The sequence below is a fragment of the Luteibacter sp. 3190 genome (assembly GCF_031456385.1).
Lineage (GTDB): Bacteria > Pseudomonadota > Gammaproteobacteria > Xanthomonadales > Rhodanobacteraceae > Luteibacter.
The window spans coordinates 1,602,225-1,626,299 of the sequence record NZ_JAVDUO010000001.1 but is presented as its reverse complement, the minus strand read 5'-3'; the positions used below and the strand labels follow the sequence as shown (position 1 = coordinate 1,626,299).

Below are 24,075 nucleotides of genomic sequence, written 5' to 3'. Positions count from 1 at the left end.
CCCCCGATTCCCAACTCCCAACTCCAGACGACCAACTCCCGCCCACCCCTCCACCCACGCTAAACTCTCCTATTGCCCTAAAACTCCACGCCGCCCCCATGACCGTCCGCACCCGCTTCGCCCCCAGTCCTACCGGCTACCTGCACATCGGCGGCGCGCGCACCGCGCTGTATTGCTGGCTGGAGGCGCGCCGTCGCGGCGGCGAGTTCGTGCTGCGCATCGAGGACACCGATCGCGAGCGTTCGACGCAGGAAGCCGTGCAGGCGATCCTGGACGGCATGTCGTGGCTGGGCCTCGCGCACGACGAAGGTCCGTACTACCAGACGCAGCGCATGGACCGTTACCGCGAAGTGGCCGACCAGCTGCTGCGCGAAGGGAAGGCGTACTACGCGTACGAGACCAAGGAAGAGATCGAGGAAATGCGCAACGCGGCCATGGCCGCGGGCGTGAAGCCGCGCTACAACGGATACTATCGCGACCGCAACGAGCCGCTGCGCGACGACCCGAACCGCGTCATCCGCTTCAAGAACCCGACCTCGGGCAGCGTGGTTTTCGACGACAAGGTCAAAGGGCGCATCGAGTGGTCGAACGAGGAGCTGGACGACCTCGTCATCTTCCGTTCCGACGGATTCCCGACCTACAACTTCGCCGTGGTGGTCGACGACATCGACATGGGCATCACCGAGGTGATCCGCGGCGACGACCACGTCAACAACACCCCGCGCCAGATCAACATCTACAAGGCGCTGGGCGCGCCGGTGCCCGAGTTCGCGCACCTGCCGATGATCCTCGGTCCCGATGGCCAGAAGCTGTCGAAGCGCCACGGCGCGGTGAGCGTGATGCAGTACCGCGACGACGGCTTCCTGCCGCACGCGCTGCTCAACTACCTCGTCCGCCTCGGCTGGTCGCACGGCGACCAGGAAATCTTCTCCGTCGCGCAGATGACCGAACTGTTCGACGTCGCCGACGTCAACAAGGCGGCGTCGCGCTTCGACGTCACCAAGCTCTCGTGGCTCAACCAGCATTACCTCAAGACCGACGCGCCCGAAACGCTCGGTCCCGAACTCGCATGGCACCTGGCCAGGATCGGCATCGACGTCGCGCAGGGTCCGGATCCCGCGGATGTCGTGGTCGCGCTGCGCGATCGCGTGCAGACGTTCAAGGAAATGGCCGAGCGCGCGAAGATCTGGTACGGCCCGATCGTCGAGTGGGACGAGAAGGCGGTCGAGAAGCACCTGCGCGCGGAAACCGCGCCCGCCGCGCTGAACGCCGCGAAGAACGAACTCGCCGCGCTCGCGGCTTGGACGCCCGAGGCGGTGCACGGCGCGGTCGAACGCGTCGCCGCGTCGCTGGAACTCGGCATGGGCAAGGTCGCCGCGCCGCTGCGTGTCGCCATGACGGGCACGCAGGTCTCCCCGTCGATCGAACACACCATCTACCTCGCCGGGCGCGAGGGCGCGATCGCGCGCATCGACGAGGCGCTGTCGCGGGCGCAGGGCTGAGCGTGGACGGCGACTTCGCCGGGGCAGGCTTTGTGGGAAGTCCGCTTGCGGACGAATGGGTGCTCGCCGCAAGCACCCGTTCGCCCGCAAGCGGGCTTCCCACAGGCGAGCACTTCCCCGGCTAGCGACACGCCCATGGACGAACTGCTAGCCAGAGCCATGCAGGGCGTCGATCCGGATGCGCCGGACGCGTCGGTGCGGATCTTCATGAACCTGATGGCGATCGTGCCGTGGACGGAGCTCGTGCTCTGGCAGATCGCGTTCGTGGTGGTCGGCGCGCTGCTCGGCTACTGGCGCGGACGCGTGAAGGCCGGTGTGATCGGTTCGCTTGTGCTGGGGCCGATCGGCTGGATCTTCCCGTTCCTTCCGCGGCGCACGCCGCCACCATTGCCGGGGTCGAAAAAGCGCTGAAAGGTCCTCATGTTAGGATGACGGACACGAGGATACCGATGTGACCACGCACGCCGCCCACCACCACGCTCACCAGCACCACGACGACGCCCGCGGCTTCGTCGAGGCGGTGGAGATCGCGTCGACCGAGCGCGGCCTGCGCCTCACGCCGTTGCGCCGCGAGGTGCTCGAACTCGTCGCCGGTGCGGGCAAGCCCGTAAAAGCCTACGACCTGCTCGATCGCCTCCGCGAGAAGCACGGCAACGCCGCGCCGCCCACGGTGTATCGCGCGCTCGATTTCCTCCTCGAGAACGGCTTCATCCACAAGCTGGAATCCATCAACGCGTACGTCTCGTGCCATCACCCGGCCGAGGCGCACCAGGTGCCGTTCCTCATCTGCGATACCTGCCAGTGCGCGCAGGAAGTCTGCGACGAACGCGTCGCCGAGCTGATCGAGGCGCAGGCGAAAGCCCTCGGCTTCCGCCCGCAGGCCCAGACCCTCGAAGTGCACGGCATCTGCCGGAACTGCCTCGAGTCCTGACACCGCGGTGGTAGGAGCGCGCCCTGCGCGCGACATCTTTTCGCGACAGCGCCACAGGCCCTGTCAGTCTGTCGCGAAGAGCTGTCGCGGCCAGGTCCGCTCCTACAACCACTGAATCGTGGTCAGAAGAACGCGCGCAGACCCACCGAGACGTTCCGGCCGGGCAGCGGCGCGACATCCTTGAACAACGACGTGGCCGGGCGCGCGGTCTGGTTGGTCAGGTTGTTGCCGTCCACGAAGGCTTCCCACTGGCTGCGTTCGTCGTTGACGAAGGTCCAGGCGAAGTGCGCGTTGACGAGCGTGTAGCCGGCCGTGTCCGTTTCGAACGCGGCGATCCTGTCCTGCTTCATGTAACGCACGGCACCGACGCTGGCGCGGAAGCCATCGGTGTTCCAGCTCAGCGTGCCGCCGACGCGACCGGCGGGGATGCGCGGCACGTTGCCCGCGCCATCCGAGAGCGTCGCGCGCACGGTGTCCCCGAAGACGCGCAGGTCCCAGTGGCCGGAAGGGCCCTTGGCGAGGTGGAAGGTCGCTTCGGCTTCGGCGCCGCGGAACGTCGCGTCGTTCTGCGACCAGATGCGCACCGGCAGGTCGTCCTCGATCTCGCCGGTGTCGGCGAGGTAGATGAAGTTCTTGTACCGGTTGTAGTACGCGGCGATCTTGCCCTCGACGAACTCGCCGTGGAAGTGCAGGCCGAGTTCCGCCTGGTTCGACTTTTCCTTCGTGAGGTCGCTGCCGATCTCGAACGTGTTCGAGGCCTCGTGCGGCCCGTTGGCGAAGAGTTCCTCTTCGGACGGCGCGCGTTCGGCATGATCGAGGTTCAGCGACAGATGCCACTGCTCCGCGAAACGCCAGGCGACACCGGCGGAGAAACTGTTCGGGCTGTAGTCGCGCTTCGGACCGTCGTCCGGATCGACGCTCTGCCTGTCGTGGCGCGCGCCGAGCTCGACCTTGAACGGGCCGAAGTCGCGCTGCTCGGTCAGGAACACGCCGACGCCGCTGGTCGTGGTGGCCGGAACGAACGTCTCCTCGCCGACGGCCGCGAACTGGCGGTGCTGCGTCTGCACGCCGAACGCGCCTTCCCAACCGGCGAGCGGCTCGTGCGTGACGAGAAGGCGGCCCTGGTTGCTGTTCGTGGTGAAGGTGGTGCCCGGAACGTCGCCTTCGTATTCGACGTGCTGGTACGCGCCATGGCCGAGGCTGAAATCGATCTTCGCGATGCCGTCGAACGGCTTCACCAGGCCTCCCTTCAGGGTGTAGTTGGTCTGCGCCATCTTGATGTGGACCGGATCCTCGCCTTCGGCCGGATCGCCGGGTTCCGCAGGGCTACCGTAGAGGTCGAGGAAGCGCGACACCGACAGACCGACGAAGCCCCACGAACCGAGCAGCGACGCGCCCACCGAGCCCGAGGTCGTCTTCACCGCGCTGTTGGCCAGCGTGCCGCCGGGAATGTCGTAGTCCTCGTTGTCGCGGTGCATGCCGTCCACGTGGATGGCGAACCGGTCGTTGCCCGCGTCGAGGCGGAGCAGGCCTGTCTTGCCATCCGAGACGGAGTCGCCGCGCACTTCCGCGCGCCCGGCGAAGCCGTTGTCCGGGGCCTTTTCGGGAACGCGCCCGTCCACGACGTTGACGACGCCGCCGATCGCGCCCGAGCCGTAGAGCAGGGTGGCCGGACCCTTGAGCACCTCGATCTGGTCGGCGAGGAACGGCTCGAGGGTGACCGCGTGGTCCTGGCTGACGTTCGACACGTCCTGGGACGAGAGACCGTTCTCGAGCACCGCCACGCGCGGGCCGTCGAGGCCGCGGATCACGGGTCGGCCCACCGCGGTACCGAGCGCGGAACTCTGCACGCCGGGGATGGAAGACACCGTCTCGCCGAGCGACACACCCTTGGCGTCGTCCAGGGCCGAGCCTGCCAGCACCGCCACGGGCGCCACGATCTGGTCGGCCTTCTGACCGCCCGGCACGGCGTTGACCACGATGGCGTCGAGCTTGTCGACGTGCTTGCGGCTCTTGCCCTGGGCGTCGGTCGCCCCCACCGATGGCGGGGTCCCGTCCTGGGCGGCGTCGTCCGCCATCACGGGCAGGGACGTGCCGAAACTCGCGGCCAGGGCCAGGGCGATAAGGGTTCTGCGCATCGGGTGGAGCTCCAGTTGGGTTTTGCAATGTTATAAAGTATCATCGCTTGCCTCGACCCGTGCAACTAGTCACGCTATGTCTTCCATGACCGACTCCGCCACCGAACCCGAAGTACCGCGCCGCTGGTGGCATGCCGCCGACCGCCTGGGCGCGACGGCGTCCTTCCTGTGCGCCATTCACTGCGCCGCGCTGCCGTTCGTGATCGCGCTGCTGCCGCTCATCGGGCTTTCGTTCCTGGCCGACCACCGCTTCGAAGCCGGTTTCGTCGGTTTCGCCTGCGTGCTGGCCAGCGTCGCGCTCGTCTCCGGCTTCCGGCGTCACCGCCGCCGCCTGCCGTTGCTGCTCGCGGTGCCGGGGCTTCTCCTGCTGATCCTCGGTGTGACGTTCCTGCACGGTGGCTCGCTGTTTGTGCACAGCGTCCTCGTCACGTGCGGCGGTTTCCTCGTCGCCGCGGCGCACTTCGTCAACCTGCGCGTCGACCGCGGCGAGCACGCCGGACACATCCACGGGCCGTCCTGCGCGCACCCGTGATTGTGTAACCGCGTCGCTCGCGCCTAGCCTTCCTTCCCATGGCACACGACCACTCCCATTCGCACGGGCACGCCCACGATCACGACCACAGCCACGTCGAGGGCGGTAGCGAGCGCAAGCTGCGGTTCGCTTTCGTGCTCACGCTGCTCATGCTGGTCGCCGAGGCGGCCGGCGGCATCGTGTCCGGATCGCTGGCGCTGCTGGCCGACGCCGGCCACATGCTGGTCGACGCGCTCGCGCTTCTGCTCGCGTTCTTGGGGGCGCGTTTCGCCGCGCGTCCGGCCGACTCGCGGCGCACCTATGGCTACGGCCGCATCGAAGTCCTCGCGGGCTTCGTCAACGCGCTCACCCAGTTCGCGCTGGTGGCCTTCATCGTCTACGAGGCGGTGCAGCGCCTGTTCCATCCGGAGCCGATCCTCTCGGGCGTGATGCTCGTCGTCGCCGTGCTCGGCCTCGTGGCCAACGTCGTGGTGCTGCGCACGCTGCACGGCCACGATCCCGACGACGTGAACATGGCCGGCGCGAGCCTGCACGTGCTGGGCGACCTGCTCGGGTCGGTCGCGGCCGTGCTCGCGGCACTCGCCGTGCGCTGGCTCGACTGGAACTGGGCCGACCCGGTGCTCTCGATCCTCGTGTCGCTGCTGATCCTGCGCAGCGCCTGGTCGCTCGTGCGTCGCTCGGGCCACATCCTGCTCGAAGGTACGCCCGAGGGCGTCAACCTCGGGGACGTGCAGCGCGAGCTCCACGCCGTCGACGCGATCATCGTGGACATCCACCACGTGCACGTGTGGCAGGTCACCGCCGGCTCGCGCATGGCCACGCTGCACGCCGAGCTCGCGCCCGGCGCGGAGCAGGCGGATCAGGCGCGCGTCCTCACGGCGATCAAGACGTTGCTCAGCGATCGCTGGCGCGTCGATCACGCCACGGTCCAGTTCGATCCGGGCCCGTGCCCCGACGAACTCGAGGGCTGCGGCAAGGCGGGCCCGCACCCGCATTGAGTGGCTCCCCTTGCGCTTTACGCGGCCGCTGATACGATGTCCGGCCGTTCCTCTTCATCATTACGAATCAAGGAGTTTCCCATGGGCAAGGGCGACCGCCGCACCCGTCGCGGCAAGATCTACCGTTCCAGCTATGGCAAGGCCCGTCCGCACGTGGACGTCGTCTCCGGCGCCGCCGTCGCGAAGCCGGCCGCCGCCAAGCCCGCCGCCGCCAAGAAGGCCGCGCCGCGCAAGAAGGCCTGAGCCTTCGCCACGCGTGAAAAAAAATCCCGCCTCGGCGGGATTTTTTTTGCTCAGAGTTCCAGCCGGTCCGCGAATTCGAACGCCCCGTCCGCCGGCGCGGCGATCACGTTCTGCTGGACCATGCCCGGGAAGACGTTGGTGTCGTTGCCGGCGTGGTTGTCGACGTTGAAGAGATAGGGCACATGCGACCAGACGCGGTAGCCCAGCGCCTTGAGCGCGTCCACCTCGGCACGCGCTTCGTCGATGCCCGTCAGGCGCGCGTAGACCAGCGGACGGTGGGTGCGGATCGTGTCGCCAGCACCGGCCAGCAGGTCGACCAGCGCGTGCGACTGGTTGACCTTCAGCAGATGCAGGGCGTCGAGGCGCAGGCTGTCGACGGTGGCCAGGCGGACTTTCTCGTCGCCGGCGCGCGTGCCCGGCAGGAGCGACGCGAGCGACACCTGGCCCTTGCCCTTGCCGAGCCAGACGGGATGGGTGAAGACGTTGTCCAGTCCATTGATCGCGACGTTCGCGCAGGCCTGCTGAAAGCGGATGCGGCGCGGTTCGGCCACGTGGACCTGGCCGGCCGGTCCCACCGCCTGCGCCATCCAGAGGGCGTGGGCGGCGTAGTCGCCGCCGAATTCGAGCACGGTGTGCCCTTCGTCGACGAGGCCGCTGAGCAGCGTGGTTTCCTGTTCGGCCCACTCGCCGTAGAGCTGCAGCGAGCGGGCCGCCGCCGTCTCGGTGGCGACGGGCGTGGCGATCCCGTAACGGGTGGTCCAGAAGGGTTGGCGGGCATCGCCCGTGGGGCTTGCGGTGATCATGGCGGGTCGGTTTCCGTGGGGGAGGGAAGGCTTTCGTAGAGACGCTGGATGGCGCGACGTCGCGCGAGCGCGGCGCTTCGCCACGCGGGGGATGCCTCGGCGAGGAAGGCATGCACCAGCGCGTGCGTGCACGCGTCCTCGGCGGCGGGTGCGGGCAGCAGCGCCGCGCGACGCTCCGCGGCGGTCGCGAGGAGCAGGGCCGTTTCCGCATCGGGCTGGCATCGGTAGGCCTCGTCGAGCAGGCGCTGCGCCTCGTCGAGTCGCGCCAGGCGCGCATCGGTCCGGCACAGGGCGGCACGATGGAGAAGGATCTCGCCACGGCGTCGGCGCGCGCGGTCGCCGCCTTCGCCGCCCTCGCTGGCCAACGCGTCACAGGCGGTCTCGGCCTCGTCGAGCCGCGCGCTGGCGGCGGCACCCAGCGACCACGACGCCCACGCGAGCAGTACGTCGATGCGAGCGTCGATGAGAAGCGGATCGACGGCGCCGGCGAGCCCTGCGGCGAGTTCGCGGATCGCGAAGAGGCGGGTCGCACCGCTCAGGCGCTCGATGTTCGCGAGATGCAGCCGGGCCAGAAGGGCTTCGGCGTGCGGGCGATCGCTTTCCGCCATCGACGCCTTCAGGCGTGCCACGTCGGCCACGATGTCGGTCATGTGCCGCGCCGCGTCGCGTGGTGGCAGTTCGAGGGCGAGTGCGGCGTCGACCGCGGGGGCGAGCCAGCGGGCGAGGCGCTCGTCGTCACCACTGTCGTCGAGGTGGTCGGCAATGACGTCGCGCCACGCACGCAAGCCGTCGGATGATGTGTCGGCGAGTCGCAGGCGCGGATACGTCGGGTCGCCGACCAGGAACGGGCCGGCGTCGCTCGCCACGTTCGCCAGCGTCGCGCGCAGCGTCGGGGACGTCGGCTCGGGTACGGAGCGTCTGTCGTCATGCGGCGGGACGAGGAGATCGACGGCCGGCGCGACCATGTGCAGGCCGGGCGCTTCGTAGCGTGACGGCTGGTAAGTCCAGGTTGGCGACGGTGAGGATACCGGGACCGCGACGGTCGGCGGCGGCGCGGACGGTTCATCCGGGACCTGCTCCGGCGCGTCGTCGGCGGGGTCGACGAAGAACGCGGCGATGCTCGGGGCCGGCGACGCGACCGGACGTCGCCGACGACGAACGAGAACGAAGGCGAGCGCTCCGATACCGCCGCCACCGGCCAGCAACGCCCACGGCGACCATCGCCAGCGCGGGGTCCGTTCGGGGTCGGGAATCCCTCGGGATGCGGCTGTGGTGACGGCGGCGGAGGGCGCGGGCGCCGGTGGTGCCGACGTCGCGGACGCGACCTGGCCGAAACCCTCCATCGCATCGAGCATGCGGTTGACGTCGCGCATCTGCCGCGCGCGGCGTGCGTGCTCGGCCTCGTGATCGACCGCGTTCGTGCAGGCCGCGACCGTCATCGCCAGGAATCCGGCGATCGCCACGGGGATGCGGCGGATGTGGCCCCGGTCGGGGCGCGGCGATGGGTCCTTCAACGATCTTCCTCCGGCCGCGCGGTGGCCTTGCGCGGACGTTCCATGGTCGGACGGCGCCAGAGGCGACGTCCGACCATGTTATGCGGCGGAGCCCGACGGGATCGATGGAAGTTTTCTGAAAAAAGTGCCGGATTTGACTCAGGTCGCGACGCGCTCGCCCGCGACCCAGAGGTCCCGAAGCAGCGACCCGCCGATCCAGTAGCAGAGTTCCGGGAGGTGCTTCACGTTCCACACCGCGATGTCGGCACGCTTGCCCGGCGCGAGGACGCCGCGATCGTCGAGGCCGAGGGCGCGGGCGGCATGGACCGTCGTGCCACGGAGGGCCTCCTCGGGCGTGAGGCGGAACAGCGTGCAGGCCATGTTCATCGCCAGGCGCAGCGACAGCAGCGGCGAGGTGCCCGGGTTGAGATCCGTCGCCACGGCCATCGCCACGCCGTGGTCGCGAAACGCGGCCACCGGCGGCGGACGCGTGTCGCGCAGCGCGTAGTAGGCGCCAGGCAACAGCACCGCCACGGTGCCGGCCGCGGCCATGGCGCGCACGCCGTCGTCGCTCGTCCATTCGAGGTGGTCGGCGGAAAGTCCGTTGTATCGGGCCACGAGCGCCGCGCCGCCCAGGTCGGACAGCTGCTCCGCGTGGAGCTTGACCGGCAGGCCCAGCGCGGTCGCCTTCTCGAACAGGCGCTGCGTCTCGGCGTGCGTGAAGCCGATGCCTTCGCAGAAGGCGTCGACCGCGTCGACCAGTTCCTCGTCGGCGAGCGACGGCAGCATGATGTCGCAGACCAGCGCGACGTACTCGTCGCGTCGTCCGGCGTATTCCGGCGGAAGCGCGTGCAGGCCGAGGAACGTGGTGCGCACGTCGACGCCGAGCACGTCGCCGATCCGCCGTGCCACGCGCAGCATGCGGCGCTCGGCGTCTGGCTCGAGTCCGTAGCCGGACTTGATCTCCAGCGTCGTGACGCCGTCGGCCAGCAGCGCGCGTGCGCGGGGTAGCGACTGGCGCAGCAGCTCGTCCTCGTTCGCGGCGCGGGTCGCGCGCACGCTGGAAACGATGCCGCCGCCCGCGCGGGCGATCTCCTCGTACGTGGCGCCCTCGAGGCGCCGCTCGAACTCCGTCGCGCGGTCGCCGCCGAAGACCAGGTGCGTGTGGCAGTCGATGAGGCCCGGCGTCACCCATGTACCGGGAAGCGATTCGACATGACGCGCGAGCGCATGCGGATCGCCCGGCAGGGCCGACATCGGTCCGGCGAAGACGATGCGGTCGTCGCGCCAGCCGATGGCGGCGCCTTCGATGGCGCCGCAGGGCGCGCCGTCGTCGCGCATCGTCGCCAGGCTCACGTCGACGAGCAGGTGGTCCCAGCGCGTGTCGTCCGTCATGGCTGGCCTTCGCCGGCGACGCCGCGCGCCCAGCGCACCTCGTAGAGGTCGTAGCGACGGTCCTTGAGGTTCTGCACCGCGCCGGAGTTGCGCGCGCGGGCGAGGTTCTCGAGGCGCAGGTCGGCGAACAGGACGGTTTCGATGTTCGGCGTGGAATCCGCCGCGATGCCGTCGCGCGCGAAGGGGAAGTCGCTGGGCGTCAGGATGCAGCTCTGGCCGTACTGGATGTCGAAATTGTTGACGCCCGGCAGGTTGCCCACGTTGCCCGAGAGCACCACATAGCACTGGTTTTCGATCGCGCGCGCCTGCGAGCAGTAACGCACGCGCAGGTAGCCTTCGCGCACGTCGGTGCAGAAGGGTACGAAGAGGATCAGCGCGCCCTGATCCGTGAGGTGGCGTGCCACCTCGGGGAACTCCGAGTCGTAGCAGATCATCACGCCGATCGGGCCGCAGTCGGTCTGAATCGTCGCCGCGGCGTCGCCGCCCGTGATGTTCCAGACGTTGCGCTCGCTCGGTGTCGGATGCAGCTTCTCGCGCTCGTGGATGGACCCGTCGCGCAGGCAGACGTAGCAGACGTTGTGGATGTCGCCGTTCGGCTGACGCGTGGGATGCGAGCCGCCGATGATGTTGATGTTGTAGTGCACGGCCAGACGGTGGAAGAGCGCCTTGACCTCGTCGGTGTACTCTGAAAGGCGGCGGATGGAATCCACCGGCGACAGTTCGGCGTTCTCGATGGACAGCAGCTGCAGCGTGATCAGTTCCGGGAACGCGACGAAGTCGGCGTCGTAATCCGCCGCGATGTCGACGAAGTACTCGACCTGCTTCGCGAATTCGTCGAAGGAGCCGATGCGTCGCTGCTGGTACTGCACCGAGGCGACGCGCACGGAATCCGGCAGCCGGTGGCTCTGCGAGACGCGCGGCACATCGGGCTGGTCGTGTCGCTGCGGGTTGCGCCAGACCAGCAGCGCCGCATAGCCGAGCGATTCGTGGTCGGACGGCACGTACTCGCGCAGCAGGCCGACCATCTCGAAGCCGTTGCGCAGCTGGAAGCTCAGCGTCGGATCGCGGCGGCTGCCGTCCACCACGGCCTGCGCGTACGCCTCCGCGCTGCCGTAGCGGCCGATCGCGCGCGCCAGGCCCGGCATGCGGCCGCCGAACACGATGCCGCGGAGCTTCAGATCGGTGCAGAGCCGCTTGCGTGCCTGGTAGAGCCGCTGCCCGATACGCATGCCCCGGTAGTCGGGATGGACCACGACCTCCATGCCGTAGAGCCAGTCGCCCTTGGGATCGTGGCGCGAGGCGAAGCCGCCGCCCGTGATCTGCATCCAGGTGTGCGGAGCCAGCGCCAGGGATTCGCCGATGCGGAAGGTGGCGCAGAAGCCGACGATGCGCCCTTCGTATTCGACGACGAACTGGCCTTCGGGAAAGTGCGTCTGCTGGCCCTGCAGCATTTCCGCGGAGTGGCCCCATTCGGGCGTGTAGACCCGCGCCGTAAGGGCGACCAGTTCGGGAACGTCGACGGGCCGCGCCTGGCGCAGCAGGAGTTTGGGCGGGTGCGTGTTCGGGGATTCGGTCATGCCCCGATTATGCGCGGTACCATGCGACGAATTCATCGACGGATCGCACCCATGCCGCACGCCGCCTTCAACGCCGACTTCTTCTGGCAGGACGGTGCCTGGCGGGCCGGGGAAGCCCCGCTCGGGGTGACCGCCGGGCGCTTCGCCACGGCGACGCGGGGCGAACGCATCGGCCGCTTCGTGCTTCCGGGCATGCCGAACCTGCATTCGCACGCGTTCCAGCGGGCGATGGCCGGCCTGGCCGAACGCCGCGGTCCGGGCGAGGACAGCTTCTGGACCTGGCGTGAAACCATGTACGCCTTCGCCGAGGCCGTGGACCCCGACGACCTGAAGGCCATCGCCACGCAGCTCTACGTCGAGATGGTCAAGGCGGGTTATACGCAGGTCTGCGAGTTCCATTACCTGCATCATGGCCCGCGCGGCGTGCCGTACGCCGATCCCGCGACGATGTCGCTGGCGCTGATCGAGGCCGCGAAGGAGGCGGGTATCGGCCTGACGCTGCTCCCGGTGCTCTACATGACGGGCGGGTTCGACGGGCGCCCCCTGACGGAGCGGCAACAGCGCTTCCGTCACGACGTGGGCGGATTCGTCCGGCTGCTGGAGCGGCTGGCGCCGTTACAGGACGACATGTTCACCCTCGGCATCGCGCTGCATTCGCTGCGCGCGGTGCCCGAGGACGCGATGCGCGCGTTGCTGGCCACGGGCATCGCGAAGGATCTTCCGGTGCACATCCACATCGCCGAGCAGATCGGCGAGGTGCAGGACTGCCTCTCGGTCCGCGGCGCCCGGCCGGTGGAATGGCTGCTCGACCACGCGGACGTCGACGCGCGCTGGACGCTCGTCCATGCCACGCACCTGACCGCGCACGAGACGGACCGGCTGGCGAAGAGCGGGGCGGTGGCGGGCCTTTGCCCGACCACGGAAGCGAACCTCGGAGACGGCCTGTTCCCGCTGGCGCCGTTCATCGACGCGGGCGGCTCGTTCGGCGTCGGTTCGGACTCGCACATCTCGGTATCGCCCGTCGAAGAGCTGCGCTGGCTCGAATACGGGCAGCGCCTCGTCACGCGCCATCGCAACGTCGCGGCCCGCGTGCCCGAGGAAAGCGTCGGTACAGCGCTATGGCAACGTGCGCTCGACGGCGGCACGCGCGCGGCGGGGGCGGACATCGGTCGCCTGCTCGAGGGGGCGCGCGCCGACCTGCTCGTGCTCGACGACGCGTCGCCGCTGCTGGCGGCACGCGACGAAGCCGACGTGATCGACAGCTTCCTCTTCGCGGGCAACACGCCGCTGGTGCGCGACGTGATGGTCGGCGGGCAGTGGCGCGTTCGCGACTTCGCGCACGCCGGGGAGGAGGCGATCGCCCGGGCTTATCGTGGCGTGGTGGAGAAGCTGGCCGCCGCGTGAGCCGCGGGCCCCGACGGACACTTCGGCTTGCCGTAGAGACCCTCGGCCGACGGCTCGTTTCGCTTCGCGGCCTCGGCGGACGCGTAGATCGACACGCCCAGATCGCAACGGTTGGGACGGAGCGTCAGGCGGACGGTATCCATGCGCGTCCGCGCGACGTCGTCGAGCGAGCAGGTGGTGCCCGGCGCGAGGCGCAGCGTGACGCTGTCGCCGTCGCTGGCGAGCACCTCGAAGCGCGCGTCCGCGCAGCCTTTCCAGCTCAGCGTGTCCTTGCCGATGCTCAGCGTGCGCAGGCCGAGAAAGGCGTTGCTGTACGGGTCCCAGTCGCCGGCGAGCCAGTCGGGCGTGGCGGGCGTGGAGGAAAGGAGGGCGAGGGCGAGCAGGGTGTTCATGCCCGCGATGATAGACGTCCTTCGGTTAACGGGTGCTTGCGCGAGGGTCCCGATCGTGTTCTAGTCGATCCATGATCCGCATCGCCGCCAATAACGCCAATACCAATAATGCCCGGAACTTCGGGAGGGTCGGCGTGTAGGCGGTTGTAAGCGAAACCACCGGAATACACGAAAGGCCCGCCCTCACAGGCGGGCCTTTTTCTTTGCGCGTTTCACCCTTCGGGAGCCACGATCATGTGTTCGATCTTCGGAATGTTCGGTCTGACGGCGGGCGACGATCTCGTCGCCCTGCGTCGCCAGGCCATGGAACTGTCGCAGCGCCAGCGCCACCGCGGGCCCGACTGGAGCGGTGTCTACGTCGACCAGGGTGCGATCCTCGTCCACGAGCGCCTCGCCATCGTCGATCCGGCGAGCGGCGCGCAGCCGTTGCGCTCGGTCGACGGCGAGCTGGCGCTGGCGGTGAACGGCGAGATCTACAACCATCGCGAGCTGCGCGCCGCCAGCGGCTACGCCTTCACCACCGGGTCCGACTGCGAGGTGATCAACGCGCTGTATCGCGAGGAAGGCGCGGGATTCCTGGGCCGGCTCAACGGCATCTTCGCCTTCGCGCTGTGGGACGCGAAGCGGCGCCGGTACCTGATCGCGCGCGACGCGCTCGGCGTGTGTCCGCTGTATTGGGGCCACGATCGCGAAGGGCGCCTCTGCATCGCCTCCGAGATGAAGTCGCTGGTCGGCGTCTGCGCCGACGTCGCACCCTTCCCGCCGGGGCACGTCTACGACAGCGAGCGCGGCGAGGCTGTGCCGTACTGGACGCCGGCATGGCGCGACTACGACGTCACGCAGGGCACAGCCATCGAGCCGGCCGCATTGCGCGCCGCGTTCGAGGCGGCGGTCCACCGGCAGATGATGACGGACGTCCCGTATGGCGTGCTGCTTTCCGGCGGCCTCGATTCCTCGCTGGTCGCCGCGGTAGCCGCGAGCTTCGCGCGCAAGCGCATCGAGGACGACGACCGCGACGAGGCGTGGTGGCCACGGCTGCATTCGTTCGCGATCGGCCTCGAAGGCTCGCCGGACCTGAAGGCGGCGGAGGTCGCGGCCGAGGCGCTGGGCACCGTGCACCACGGGTTCCGCTACACGTTCGAGGAAGGCCTCGACGCGTTGCCGGAAGTGATCCGCCACATCGAGACCTACGACGTCACGACGATCCGCGCCTCCACGCCGATGTTCCTGCTCGCGCGGCGCATCAAGGCGATGGGCGTGAAGATGGTGCTCTCCGGCGAGGGTTCCGACGAGGTGTTCGGTGGTTACCTGTACTTCCACAAGGCGCCGTCGGCCCGGGCGTTCCACGAGGAGACGATCCGCAAGCTGGACGCCCTGCATTACTACGACTGCCTGCGCGCCAACAAATCGATGTCGGCCTGGGGCGTCGAGGCCCGCGTGCCGTTCCTGGACGTCGAATTCCTGGACACCGCGATGGCGTTCGACGCCGAGGCGAAGATGGTGTCCCGCAAGGGGATCGAGAAGGGGGTCCTCCGCGAGGCGTTCGAGGGTGTGCTGCCCGACGAGATCCTCTGGCGGCAGAAGGAGCAGTTCAGCGACGGCGTCGGCTACGGCTGGATCGACGGGCTCAAGGCCCACGCCGAGGCCATGGTCTCCGACCGGGAATTCGCCGCCGCAGCCTCGCGGTTCCCGCTGAACACCCCCGCCACCAAGGAGGCGTTCTTCTACCGGACGATCTTCGAGACGCATTTCCCGGGCGAGGCCTGCGCCGCGACGGTCCCGGGCGGCAAGTCGATCGCCTGCTCCTCGCCGGCCGCGCTGGCGTGGGATCCCGCGTTCGCCGCCGCGGCCGACCCGTCGGGGCGGGCGGTGCGAGGTGTCCATCAGGAGGCCCTCCCGGCGTAGGAGCGCGCCCTGCGCGCGACATCTTTTCGCCCCCGTTACCCAAGCTGGCGCGCCAGCTCCGGGTCACGGCCTCAGAAGATGTCGCGCGCGCGGCGCGCTCCTACGGCAAGAGGCCGCGCAGTGCGGGGTACCGGCGACTTTGCTAAGATTTCGCTCTTTAGCCGGCGCCCTCCGCGCCGCACAGCAGGCGAACCGACCATGATCGAGACCAATCCGATCCTTGCGCAGATCGCGGACCTCAAGGGCCGCGTCGAGTCGCTTAGGGGGTATCTTTGACTACGCCGTCAAGAAAGAACGGCTAGAGGAAGTCAATCGCGAGCTCGAGAGCCCCAACGTCTGGGACGATCCGAAGCGCGCGCAGGAGCTGGGCCGCGAACGCGCGCAGCTCGACACCATCGTGACGGGCGTCGAGGAGATGACCTCCTCGCTCGACGACGCGAAGGAACTGCTGGAGATGGCGGCCGCCGATGGCGACGAGGCCACCGTGCAGTCGATCGTCGACGACCTGAACAAGGTCGACGCCCGCGTCGGCAAGCTCGAATTCCAGCGCATGTTCTCCGGTGAGCTCGATTCGGCGGCCGCGTTCGTCGACATCCAGGCCGGCGCCGGCGGTACCGAAGCCCAGGACTGGGCCGAGATCCTGCTGCGCATGTACCTGCGCTGGGCCGAGTCGCGCGGCTGGAAGGCCGAGCTGATGGAAGTCTCCGGCGGCGAAGTCGCGGGCATCAAGTCCGCCACGTTCCGCGTCGAGGGCGATTACGCCTACGGCTGGCTGAAGACCGAGATCGGCGTGCACCGCCTGGTCCGCAAGAGCCCGTTCGACTCCGACAACCGCCGGCACACCAGCTTCACCTCGGTGTTCGTCTCGCCGGAAGTCGACGACAACATCGAGATCGACATCAACCCGGCCGACCTCAAGACGGACGTCTACCGTTCGTCCGGCGCGGGCGGCCAGCACGTGAACAAGACCGAGTCGGCCGTGCGCATCACGCACATCCCGACCAACACGGTCGTCGCTTGCCAGACCGAACGCAGCCAGCACGCCAACCGCGACCGCGCGATGAAGATGCTGAAGGCGAAGCTGTACGAGCTCGAGCTGCAGAAGCGCAACGCCGAGAAGGACGCGCTGGAAGCGTCGAAGTCCGACATCGGCTGGGGCAGCCAGATCCGCAACTACGTCCTCGACCAGTCGCGCATCAAGGACCTGCGCACGGGCGTGGAACGCTCCGATACCCAGAAGGTGCTCGACGGCGACCTCGACGAATTCGTCGAAGCCAGCCTGAAGGCCGGCCTCGAAGCCGGCTCCAAGCGCGTCGATGCCTGATGGTTGGCGGCACGTTGGACGGTGCCGCCTTCGCCTGGTCGAGGACACACAAGGAGGTGGGAGATGGGAAACGGGGGAGCTCCGTTCGTCAGTTTCCGGGATCTGGAAGCGTGGCAGGAAGCGATGGCACTGACCGTTCGCGTGTATGCATTGTCGGAACGCTTTCCCTCTTCGGAACGATTCGGCTTGTGCTCTCAGCTAAGGCGGGCCGCGGTTTCGATCCCGTCGAACCTTGTCGAAGGGCACGCGCGAGGAGCCACGCGCGATTTCATCCGGTTCATCGGAATGGCGCGTGGTTCGCTCGCCGAAGTCCAGACCCAGGTCGAAATAGCAGGCCGCCTGGGCTACATCGATCTCACGGATGAGTCTTCTGTCATGGCCGGCTGTGACAAACTCGGAAGAATCTTGAGAGGATTGCGAAAGTCGCTGGAACGAAATCTCGCGCAACGATGACAGTCGCGCCCCCACTTCCCATCTCCCATCCCCAAGCCGCCATCCCGATGACCCAAGAGCCCTCCATCAACGCCTCTTCGCCGAACGAAGCCCCGACTGCCGCCGATGAAAATCGTCTCATTGCCGAGCGCCGCGAGAAACTGAAAGCGCTGCGCGCGCAGGGCATCGCCTATCCGAACGACTTCCGGGTCGACAGCTTCGCGGGCGACCTGCAGGCCGAGTTCGCCGACAAGGACACCTGGACCGCCGAGGCCATCGAGGCCGCGCCGCGTCGCGTGGCCGTCGCCGGCCGCATCATCCTGATGCGCGGGCAGGGCAAGGTCAGCTTCGTGCAGATGCAGGACGGCACGGGCCGCATCCAGCTGTTCGTCCACCAGGGCACGCTGGGCGAGGAGGCCTACGACGCGTTCAAGCGCTGGGACCTCGGCGACATCGTCGGTGCCACGGGCGTGCTCATGCGCACGAAGACCGGCGAGCTGTCGGTCAAGGTCGAGGCCATCCGCCTCCTGACCAAGTCGCTCCGCGGCCTGCCGGACAAGCACCATGGTCTGGCGGACGTGGAGCAGCGTTACCGCCAGCGCTACGTCGACCTCATCGTCACCGAGGAATCGCGCCGCACGTTCGCGCTGCGCTCGAAGATCATCAGCCACGTGCGCCGCTGGCTCGAAGCGGAGCCGCGCCGCTTCATGGAAGTCGAGACGCCGATGATGCACGTGATCCCGGGCGGCGCCACCGCGCGCCCGTTCACCACGCATCACAACGCGCTCGACATCCCGCTGTTCCTGCGCGTGGCGCCCGAGCTCTACCTCAAGCGTCTCGTGGTCGGCGGTTTCGACCGCGTCTACGAGATCAACCGCAATTTCCGCAACGAGGGCGTGTCCACGCGGCACAACCCCGAGTTCACGATGCTCGAGCTGTACCAGGCCTACGCCACGTACCACGAGATCATGGACGTCACGGAGGGCATGATCCGCTCGGCCGCCACCGATGTCGTAGGCAGCACGCAGATCGAATGGGACGGCGCCACCGTCGACCTGGGCCCGGCGTTCCGTCGCTGGCGGATGGAAGACGCCGTGCTCGAGCTCAACCCCGAGATCAAGGCGTCCGAGCTGCGCGACCGCGAGGCGATGGCCGCGCACGCCGCCCGTCTCGGCATCCACGTCAAACCCGGCTACGGCTGGGGCAAGCTGCTCCTGGAGATCTTCGAGGCGACGGTCGAGCACACGCTGATCCAGCCGACCTTCATCATCGATCACCCGGTCGAGGTCTCGCCGCTGGCGCGCGAGAACGACACCGACAAGGGCATCACCGACCGCTTCGAGCTGTTCATCAACGGCAAGGAGCTCGCCAACGGCTTCTCCGAGCTCAACGACTCCGAGGACCAGGCCGCGCGCTTCCAGGCGCAGGTGGACGCGAAGGACGCCGGCGACGACGAGGCCATGCATTTCGACGCCGACTACATCCGCGCGCTCGAAGTCGGCCTGCCACCCACGGGCGGCCTCGGCGTCGGCATCGACCGCCTCGTGATGCTCCTCACCGGGTCGTCGTCGATCCGCGACGTGCTCCTCTTCCCGACCATGCGCCCCGAGGTCTGATCCCATGTTCTATGCCATCGTCGCGCTCGATCATCCCGGCACGCTCGCGAAGCGTCTCGAAGCGCGTCCCGCGCACCTGGCGCGCCTCAACGCGCTGAAGGACGAGGGTCGCCTGAAGCTGGCCGGCCCGTTCCCGGCCATCGATTCGCCCACGCCGGGCGAGGCGGGGTTCCAGGGCAGCATGATCGTCGCCGAGTTCGAGAGCCTGGACGCCGCGAAGACCTGGGCGGACGCCGATCCCTACGTCGCCGCGGGCGTGTACCGGGACGTCGCCGTGCGGCCGTTCCTCGCGGTGCTGCCGTGACGGTCGAGAAGGTCGAGCGCATCCGTAGGCTGCTGACCGCGGCGCTCGCCCCGGTCCAGCTGGACGTGATCGACGAGGGCCACAAGCACGCGGGCCACGCGGGGGAGGGCAAGGGCCACTTCTTCGCGCGCATCGTCAGTCCGGCGTTCGCGGGGAAGAATCCGATCCAGCGCCACCGCATGGTCTACGACGCGCTTGGCGAGATGATGCCCGACGGCATCCACGCGCTGTCCATCGAGGCGAAGGCGCCCGGGGAATAACCGGTGCCGCCGTGGGAGCGCGCCCGGGCGCGAATGCTCTTCGTCGGCCTCCGGGAGCTGGCGCGTAGGCTCGCCTACCGAGCGGAATGCCGTCGCGCCCAGGTGCGCTCCTACAATCAATGGCTTAGGCTACTGTCTTCGTGTCATTTCGCGTATTGCGCCGGGCGGACCCCTTTGGCAAAGTGACCGATCTGCCAGGGGGAGGCTCCCGAACGGGGCCCACGGCCGCGTCTCAACGGAAACCATCATGCGTCTGACCACGATCAAGCTGGCGGGATTCAAGTCGTTCGTCGACCCCACCACGCTGCATTTGCCCACCAACATGACCGGCGTCGTCGGTCCGAACGGCTGTGGCAAATCGAACATCATCGACGCCATCCGCTGGGTGATGGGCGAATCCGCCGCCAGCCGCCTGCGCGGCGACTCGCTCACCGACGTCATCTTCTCCGGCTCCAGCGCGCGCAAGCCGGTGGGCCAGGCGGCGGTGGAACTGATCTTCGACAACGCGGACGGCACCATACAGGGCGAATACGCCAGCTTCGCCGAGATCTCGGTCAAGCGCGTCGTCAGCCGCGACGGGCAGTCCGCGTATTTCCTCAACGGCGGCCGCTGCCGCCGCCGCGACATCACCGACCTCTTCCTCGGCACCGGCCTCGGTCCGCGTTCCTACTCGATCATCGAGCAGGGCATGATCAGCCAGATCATCGAGGCGGCGCCGGAAGACCTGCGCACGCACCTCGAGGAGGCCGCCGGCATCTCCAAGTACAAGGAGCGCCGCAAGGAAACCGAAAGCCGCATCAAGTCCACGCGCGAGAACCTCGACCGCGTGCGCGACGTGCGCGACGAGGTCGAGAAGCAGCTCGACCACCTGAATCGCCAGGCGCGCGCCGCGGAACGCTGGAAGGCGTTCAAGGAAGAACACACCCGCCGCGAAGCCGAACTGCGCGCGCTCGAGTACCGCTCGCTGCAGCGTCGCCACGAGGGCGAGGGTTCCGGCCTGCGCGAGGCCGAGCTCGAGATCGAGAAGCAACTGGCCGGGCAGCGCCAGGTCGAGGCGCAGCTGGAAACCGTGCGCGAGCGGCATCAGGGCGCGAGCGAACATCTGAACCAGGTGCAGGCCGAGGTCTACAAGGTCGGCGCCGAGATCGCGCGCGTCGAGCAGCAGGTGCGGCACAACCGCGACCTCACCGAACGCCTGACCCGCTCCCGCGCCGACGCGGAACGCGAGCTCGAGGAACTGCAGGGACACATCGACACCGACCGCGAGCAGATCGAGACGCTGCGCCTCGCGCTGGCGGAGGGCGAGCCGAAACTCGAGGCGCTGCAGCAGATCCAGGACGAGACCGGCGACGCGCAGCGCGCGACCGAATCCCGCCTGGCCGACTGGCAGCAGCGCTGGGACACCCACACCCGCGGCGCGTCCGAATCCAGCCGCGCCGCGGAAGTCGAACGAACCAAGCTGGCCTACCTCGATCGTCAGCTCGTCGATCTGGCCAAACGCCGTGAAGCGCTCGAAGCCGAGCAGCGCGCGACCGATGTCGCGGCGCTCGACGCGGCGTCCGAGCAGCTCGACACCGAACACGAAACGCAGCGCGAGCGCGTGGAGCAGCTGGGCGGCGTGCTCGACCAGCACAAGGTCGCCTACGAGCGCGTGCTCGACGACGAGCGCCAGGTGCAGTCGTCGCTGAACGATGCGCGCCAGCAACTGCAGACCGCGCGCGGCCGCCAGGCCTCGCTGGAAGCGTTGCAGACGGCGGCCCTCGGCCAGGACGAATCGGCCGCGAGCGGCTGGCTCGCCCGGCTGGGCCTCGACCGGTCGCGCCGCCTCGGCGAATCGCTGCAGGTGGACACGGGCTACGAATCCGCCGTCGAGACCGTGCTCGCCGGCGTGCTCGATGGCGTGCTCGTGGACGCGCCCGAAGCGCTCACCGCCGAATTCGACGCGCTGGGCCAGGCCGACGTCGCGCTGTTCGCCGGCGCGAAGGGCGGCCCGGGGCCCGAGGGCACCCTTGCCGCGCACGTGCGCGGTCCGCTGTCCGCGGTGAACCTCCTCTCGAACGTGTTCGTCGCCGACTCGGTCGAGGCGGCCGCCGCGCGCGTCGGCTCGCTCGCGGCGCACCAGTCCGTGATCACCCGTGATGGCGCGTGGATGGGTCCGGGCTGGGCTCGCGTGCTGCGCGCGCAGGGCAACCAGGTCGGCGTGCTCGCCCGCGAACGCGAGATCCGCCAGCTCGCCGAACAGATCGAGACGCTCGAAGCCTCCATCGAGGAGCGCACCGAGCAGCTTGAAACGCTGCGTACGACCAAGTTCGAAACCGAACGCCAGCGCGACGACGCGCAGCGCGAGCTGTATGCCGCGCATCGGCGTCTGTCGGAGCTCGCCGGCCAGTTGCAGAGCCACCGCGGCAAGATGGAAACGGCACGCGCGCGCGCCGAGAAGGTCGGCGGCGAGATTTCGGCCATCGTCGACCAGCTCGACGAACTCGAAGGCCAGGCCCGCGACGCGCGTTCGCGCCTCGACGAGGCCGTCGGCCTGATGGGCGATCGCGAGGACGAACGTCGCGGTCTGGAGAACGAGCGCCGGGAACTGCTCGAAGCACGCGAAGAGGCGCGCATCAACGCGCGCGAAGCCGCCGATCAGGCGCACCAGCTCGCGCTGGGCATGGAATCGAAGCGCGCGGCGCTGACCTCACTCGAGCAGGCGATGGGGCGCCTCGACACGCAGCTGCGCCAGGTCACGGCCCGCCGTGACGAGATCGACCAGCAGCTCGCGGCCGGGTCCGATCCGATCGCCGAACTGGAATCCGAACGCCAGACCTACCTCGACCAGCGCCTGCTGGTGGACAGGCAGCTCGTCGAGGCCCGCCGCGCGCTGGAGGACTGCGACGCCGAGTTCCGCCGCCTGGAGCAGGAGCGCCACCGCATCGAGCAGGTGCTCAACAAGGTGCGCGAGAACGTCTCGGAGAAACGCCTCGCGGCGCAGGCGCTGCAGTTGCGCGCCGACCAGCTCGCGCAGGCCATCCAGGCGTCCGGCCTCGAACTCGAGGCGTTGCTCGCCGAACTGGCGGAGGACGCCGAGCCCGAGCGCTGGCAGCAGCAGCTCGTCGACCTCGCGCAGAAGATCGCCCGCCTCGAGCCCGTGAATCTCGCCGCGATCCAGGAGCACGCCGAGCAGTCGCAGCGCAAGGAGTACCTCGACGCGCAGCTGACCGATCTGGCCGGCGCCCTCGAAACACTGGAAGGCGCGATCAAGAAGATCGATCGCGAGACGCGCCAGCGCTTCAAGGAGACCTTCGACCGCGTCAACGCCGGCGTGCAGGAACTCTTCCCGCGCCTGTTCGGCGGCGGCCACGCCTACCTCGAACTCACGGGCGAAGACCTTCTCGACACCGGCGTCGCCATCATGGCGCGGCCGCCCGGCAAGCGCGTTTCCAACATCACGCTGCTTTCCGGCGGCGAGAAGGCGCTCACGGCCGTGTCGCTCGTGTTCGCGATCTTCGGCCTCAATCCGGCGCCGTTCTGCCTGCTCGACGAGGTGGACGCGCCGCTCGACGAGGCCAACGTCGGCCGCTTCTCGGCGATGGTCCGCGAGATGAGCGAGAAGGTGCAGTTCATCTTCGTGAGCCACAACAAGGCCACCATGGAAGCCGCGCACCAGCTCTGCGGCGTTACCATGCGCGAGCCGGGCGTGTCGCGCCTCGTCCAGGTCGACCTGGCCGAAGCGTCGAAGCTCGCCGGCGTCGCCTGAGCATTACTTTAAGGAACGGAAAACCATGACCCCCGCCATCGGCCTCGCCTGGAATCCCGCGGTTGGCATCCCGATGCTGTTCGTCGGCATCGTCGTCCTCGTGCTGCTCTGGGTCTTCGGCCAGCCGCGCAAGGAGCAGGGCAGGCGCAAGCCGGTGCAGGAGCAGCCGGAGCGCGCGCGTGAGCGCCGCGAGCCGGTCTTCGGCGAAGAGGGCGGGGATGATGTGGAACCGGTCGCCTCCTTCAGCGCACGCGATGAGGACGCGAACGATCCGCTGTTTTCGCCACGCCCGGCGCAGGGCAAACTCGACGTCGACCTCCGCGCCGAACTGGAGCGTCTCGGTGCGTCGCTCGCGGGCGAGCAGACCGAGTCCGCCGCGCCCGTGCTGCGCGAGGACCCGGCGCCGCGCGGGGCCCGCGTCGATCCGCGCCTCGACCTCCCGTTCGACGTCGACGACGCCGTGACGCCGGCACCCGCACCGATTCCGGCACCGGCACCCGCGCCTGCACCGCCGCCGAAGGCGCCGCCACGTTCCGACCTCGGGCGCCGGCCGCCCAGCGCGCCCGTCGAGCGCATCGTCAGTCTGTATGTCGTGTCGCGCGAGGGCAGCCGGTTCAACGGTTCCGATCTCGTCGTGGCGGCCGAGAAGGCCGGCCTCGAGTTCGGCGACATGGGTATCTACCATCGCCTGGTCGACGGTCACCCCGAGAAGGGCCCGATCTTCAGCGTCGCCAACCTGGTCAAGCCAGGCAACTTCGACATGGCCCGCATCGCGACCCTGCAGACGCCGGGCCTGTCCTTCTTCATGGCCCTTCCGGGCCCGATCCCCGCGCTGGACGCCTGGGACGCCATGCTCCCCACGGCCCAGCGCCTTGCCGAACTCCTCGACGGCCTCGTGCTCGACGAAGAACGCAACGCGCTGGGTCGCCAGCGCATCGCGCACATCCGCGACGAACTGCGCGGCTGGGACCGCGGTCACGAGGGCGAAGAGATCAAGTTCGGGCAGTAAGCGGGAGCCCATCCGCACGACCGGCTTCGGGCGCGTTTCCAAACGCACTCGGGACGCGATCTCGCCTGC

Annotated in this window: 21 protein-coding genes; 15 read left to right on the top strand and 6 right to left on the bottom strand. The window is 68.8% G+C overall.

The window, feature by feature from the left end; genetic code table 11:
- Positions 1-98: 98 nt before the first annotated feature.
- The 3 genes from gltX to J2X58_RS07375 all read left to right on the top strand — a co-directional run bounded on the left by gltX (position 99) and on the right by J2X58_RS07375 (position 2,433).
- Positions 99-1,502, top strand: coding sequence for a glutamate--tRNA ligase (gene gltX / locus J2X58_RS07385; RefSeq protein ID WP_310047295.1), 1,404 nt, complete (start codon positions 99-101; stop codon positions 1,500-1,502).
- 135 nt (positions 1,503-1,637) lie between these two features.
- Entirely contained in the window at positions 1,638-1,913 is a 276-nt protein-coding gene (locus J2X58_RS07380) for a hypothetical protein (protein WP_090052847.1), read from the top strand.
- A gap of 40 nt (positions 1,914-1,953) precedes the next feature.
- Positions 1,954-2,433: a transcriptional repressor gene (locus J2X58_RS07375; RefSeq protein WP_090052849.1), complete on the top strand. Its 480-nt coding sequence runs from the start codon at positions 1,954-1,956 to the stop codon at positions 2,431-2,433.
- Between the two features lie 122 nt (positions 2,434-2,555).
- On the opposite strand, the gene J2X58_RS07370 is transcribed toward J2X58_RS07375, so the two are convergent.
- Positions 2,556-4,571, bottom strand: a complete 2,016-nt coding sequence (locus J2X58_RS07370) for a TonB-dependent receptor (protein ID WP_310047293.1) — start codon at positions 4,569-4,571, stop codon at positions 2,556-2,558.
- Between the two features lie 85 nt (positions 4,572-4,656).
- On the opposite strand from J2X58_RS07370, the gene J2X58_RS07365 reads away from it, so the two are divergent.
- The 3 genes from J2X58_RS07365 to J2X58_RS07355 all read left to right on the top strand — a co-directional run bounded on the left by J2X58_RS07365 (position 4,657) and on the right by J2X58_RS07355 (position 6,344).
- The gene (locus J2X58_RS07365) at positions 4,657-5,103 is read left to right on the top strand and encodes a MerC domain-containing protein (RefSeq protein WP_310047292.1); all 447 of its coding nucleotides are present in this window, start codon (positions 4,657-4,659) and stop codon (positions 5,101-5,103) included.
- Positions 5,104-5,141: 38 nt separating this feature from the next.
- The gene (locus J2X58_RS07360; RefSeq protein ID WP_310047290.1) at positions 5,142-6,101 is read left to right on the top strand and encodes a cation diffusion facilitator family transporter; all 960 of its coding nucleotides are present in this window, start codon (positions 5,142-5,144) and stop codon (positions 6,099-6,101) included.
- An 81-nt stretch (positions 6,102-6,182) separates the two neighbouring features.
- Entirely contained in the window at positions 6,183-6,344 is a 162-nt protein-coding gene (locus J2X58_RS07355) for a 30S ribosomal protein THX (protein ID WP_090052854.1), read from the top strand.
- Positions 6,345-6,394: 50 nt separating this feature from the next.
- On the opposite strand, the gene J2X58_RS07350 is transcribed toward J2X58_RS07355, so the two are convergent.
- The 4 genes from J2X58_RS07350 to J2X58_RS07335 all read right to left on the bottom strand — a co-directional run bounded on the left by J2X58_RS07350 (position 6,395) and on the right by J2X58_RS07335 (position 11,612).
- A complete protein-coding gene (locus J2X58_RS07350; protein WP_310047289.1) occupies positions 6,395-7,147 on the bottom strand; it encodes a hypothetical protein in 753 nt (250 codons plus the stop codon).
- A complete protein-coding gene (locus J2X58_RS07345) occupies positions 7,144-8,661 on the bottom strand; it encodes a hypothetical protein (protein ID WP_310047288.1) in 1,518 nt (505 codons plus the stop codon). Before J2X58_RS07345 ends, J2X58_RS07350 begins: the two co-directional genes overlap by 4 nt.
- Before the next feature lie 138 nt (positions 8,662-8,799).
- On the bottom strand, positions 8,800-10,035 hold the full coding sequence (hutI, locus tag J2X58_RS07340; RefSeq protein WP_310047287.1) for an imidazolonepropionase: 1,236 nt from the start codon (positions 10,033-10,035) through the stop codon (positions 8,800-8,802).
- The gene (locus J2X58_RS07335; protein ID WP_310047285.1) at positions 10,032-11,612 is read right to left on the bottom strand and encodes a GNAT family N-acetyltransferase; all 1,581 of its coding nucleotides are present in this window, start codon (positions 11,610-11,612) and stop codon (positions 10,032-10,034) included. The genes hutI and J2X58_RS07335 overlap by 4 nt, the downstream gene beginning before the upstream one ends.
- Before the next feature lie 51 nt (positions 11,613-11,663).
- Here J2X58_RS07335 and J2X58_RS07330 point away from each other — a divergent pair, with 51 nt between their 5' ends.
- Positions 11,664-13,016 carry a formimidoylglutamate deiminase gene (locus tag J2X58_RS07330; RefSeq protein ID WP_310047284.1) on the top strand — a complete coding sequence of 451 codons (1,353 nt, stop codon included), beginning with the start codon at positions 11,664-11,666 and terminating at the stop codon, positions 13,014-13,016.
- Here the strand turns inward: J2X58_RS07330 and J2X58_RS07325 are convergent.
- Positions 12,980-13,408 carry a hypothetical protein gene (locus J2X58_RS07325; protein WP_310047283.1) on the bottom strand — a complete coding sequence of 143 codons (429 nt, stop codon included), beginning with the start codon at positions 13,406-13,408 and terminating at the stop codon, positions 12,980-12,982. The genes J2X58_RS07330 and J2X58_RS07325 overlap by 37 nt on opposite strands.
- A gap of 234 nt (positions 13,409-13,642) precedes the next feature.
- Here J2X58_RS07325 and asnB point away from each other — a divergent pair, with 234 nt between their 5' ends.
- The 8 genes from asnB to zipA all read left to right on the top strand — a co-directional run bounded on the left by asnB (position 13,643) and on the right by zipA (position 24,006).
- On the top strand, positions 13,643-15,313 hold the full coding sequence (gene asnB, locus J2X58_RS07320; RefSeq protein ID WP_310047282.1) for an asparagine synthase B: 1,671 nt from the start codon (positions 13,643-13,645) through the stop codon (positions 15,311-15,313).
- A 198-nt stretch (positions 15,314-15,511) separates the two neighbouring features.
- Positions 15,512-16,637 (top strand): peptide chain release factor 2 gene (gene prfB, locus J2X58_RS07315; protein ID WP_139206020.1). Its coding sequence is split into 2 segments (ribosomal slippage): positions 15,512-15,586 and positions 15,588-16,637, totalling 1,125 coding nucleotides; the frame shifts between segments, so codons are not numbered across the junction.
- A 63-nt stretch (positions 16,638-16,700) separates the two neighbouring features.
- Positions 16,701-17,090 carry a four helix bundle protein gene (locus J2X58_RS07310; RefSeq protein WP_310047281.1) on the top strand — a complete coding sequence of 130 codons (390 nt, stop codon included), beginning with the start codon at positions 16,701-16,703 and terminating at the stop codon, positions 17,088-17,090.
- A 47-nt stretch (positions 17,091-17,137) separates the two neighbouring features.
- Positions 17,138-18,685 carry a lysine--tRNA ligase gene (lysS, locus tag J2X58_RS07305; RefSeq protein ID WP_310047280.1) on the top strand — a complete coding sequence of 516 codons (1,548 nt, stop codon included), beginning with the start codon at positions 17,138-17,140 and terminating at the stop codon, positions 18,683-18,685.
- 4 nt (positions 18,686-18,689) lie between these two features.
- Positions 18,690-18,989, top strand: a complete 300-nt coding sequence (locus J2X58_RS07300) for a YciI family protein (protein ID WP_310047279.1) — start codon at positions 18,690-18,692, stop codon at positions 18,987-18,989.
- Positions 18,986-19,249 (top strand): BolA family protein, encoded by a 264-nt coding sequence (locus tag J2X58_RS07295; RefSeq protein ID WP_090052869.1) that lies wholly within the window; start codon positions 18,986-18,988, stop codon positions 19,247-19,249. Before J2X58_RS07300 ends, J2X58_RS07295 begins: the two co-directional genes overlap by 4 nt.
- A 247-nt stretch (positions 19,250-19,496) precedes the next feature.
- Positions 19,497-22,997, top strand: coding sequence for a chromosome segregation protein SMC (smc, locus tag J2X58_RS07290; RefSeq protein WP_310047278.1), 3,501 nt, complete (start codon positions 19,497-19,499; stop codon positions 22,995-22,997).
- Positions 22,998-23,022: 25 nt separating this feature from the next.
- Positions 23,023-24,006: a cell division protein ZipA gene (gene zipA, locus J2X58_RS07285; RefSeq protein ID WP_310047277.1), complete on the top strand. Its 984-nt coding sequence runs from the start codon at positions 23,023-23,025 to the stop codon at positions 24,004-24,006.
- Positions 24,007-24,075: the final 69 nt, after the last annotated feature.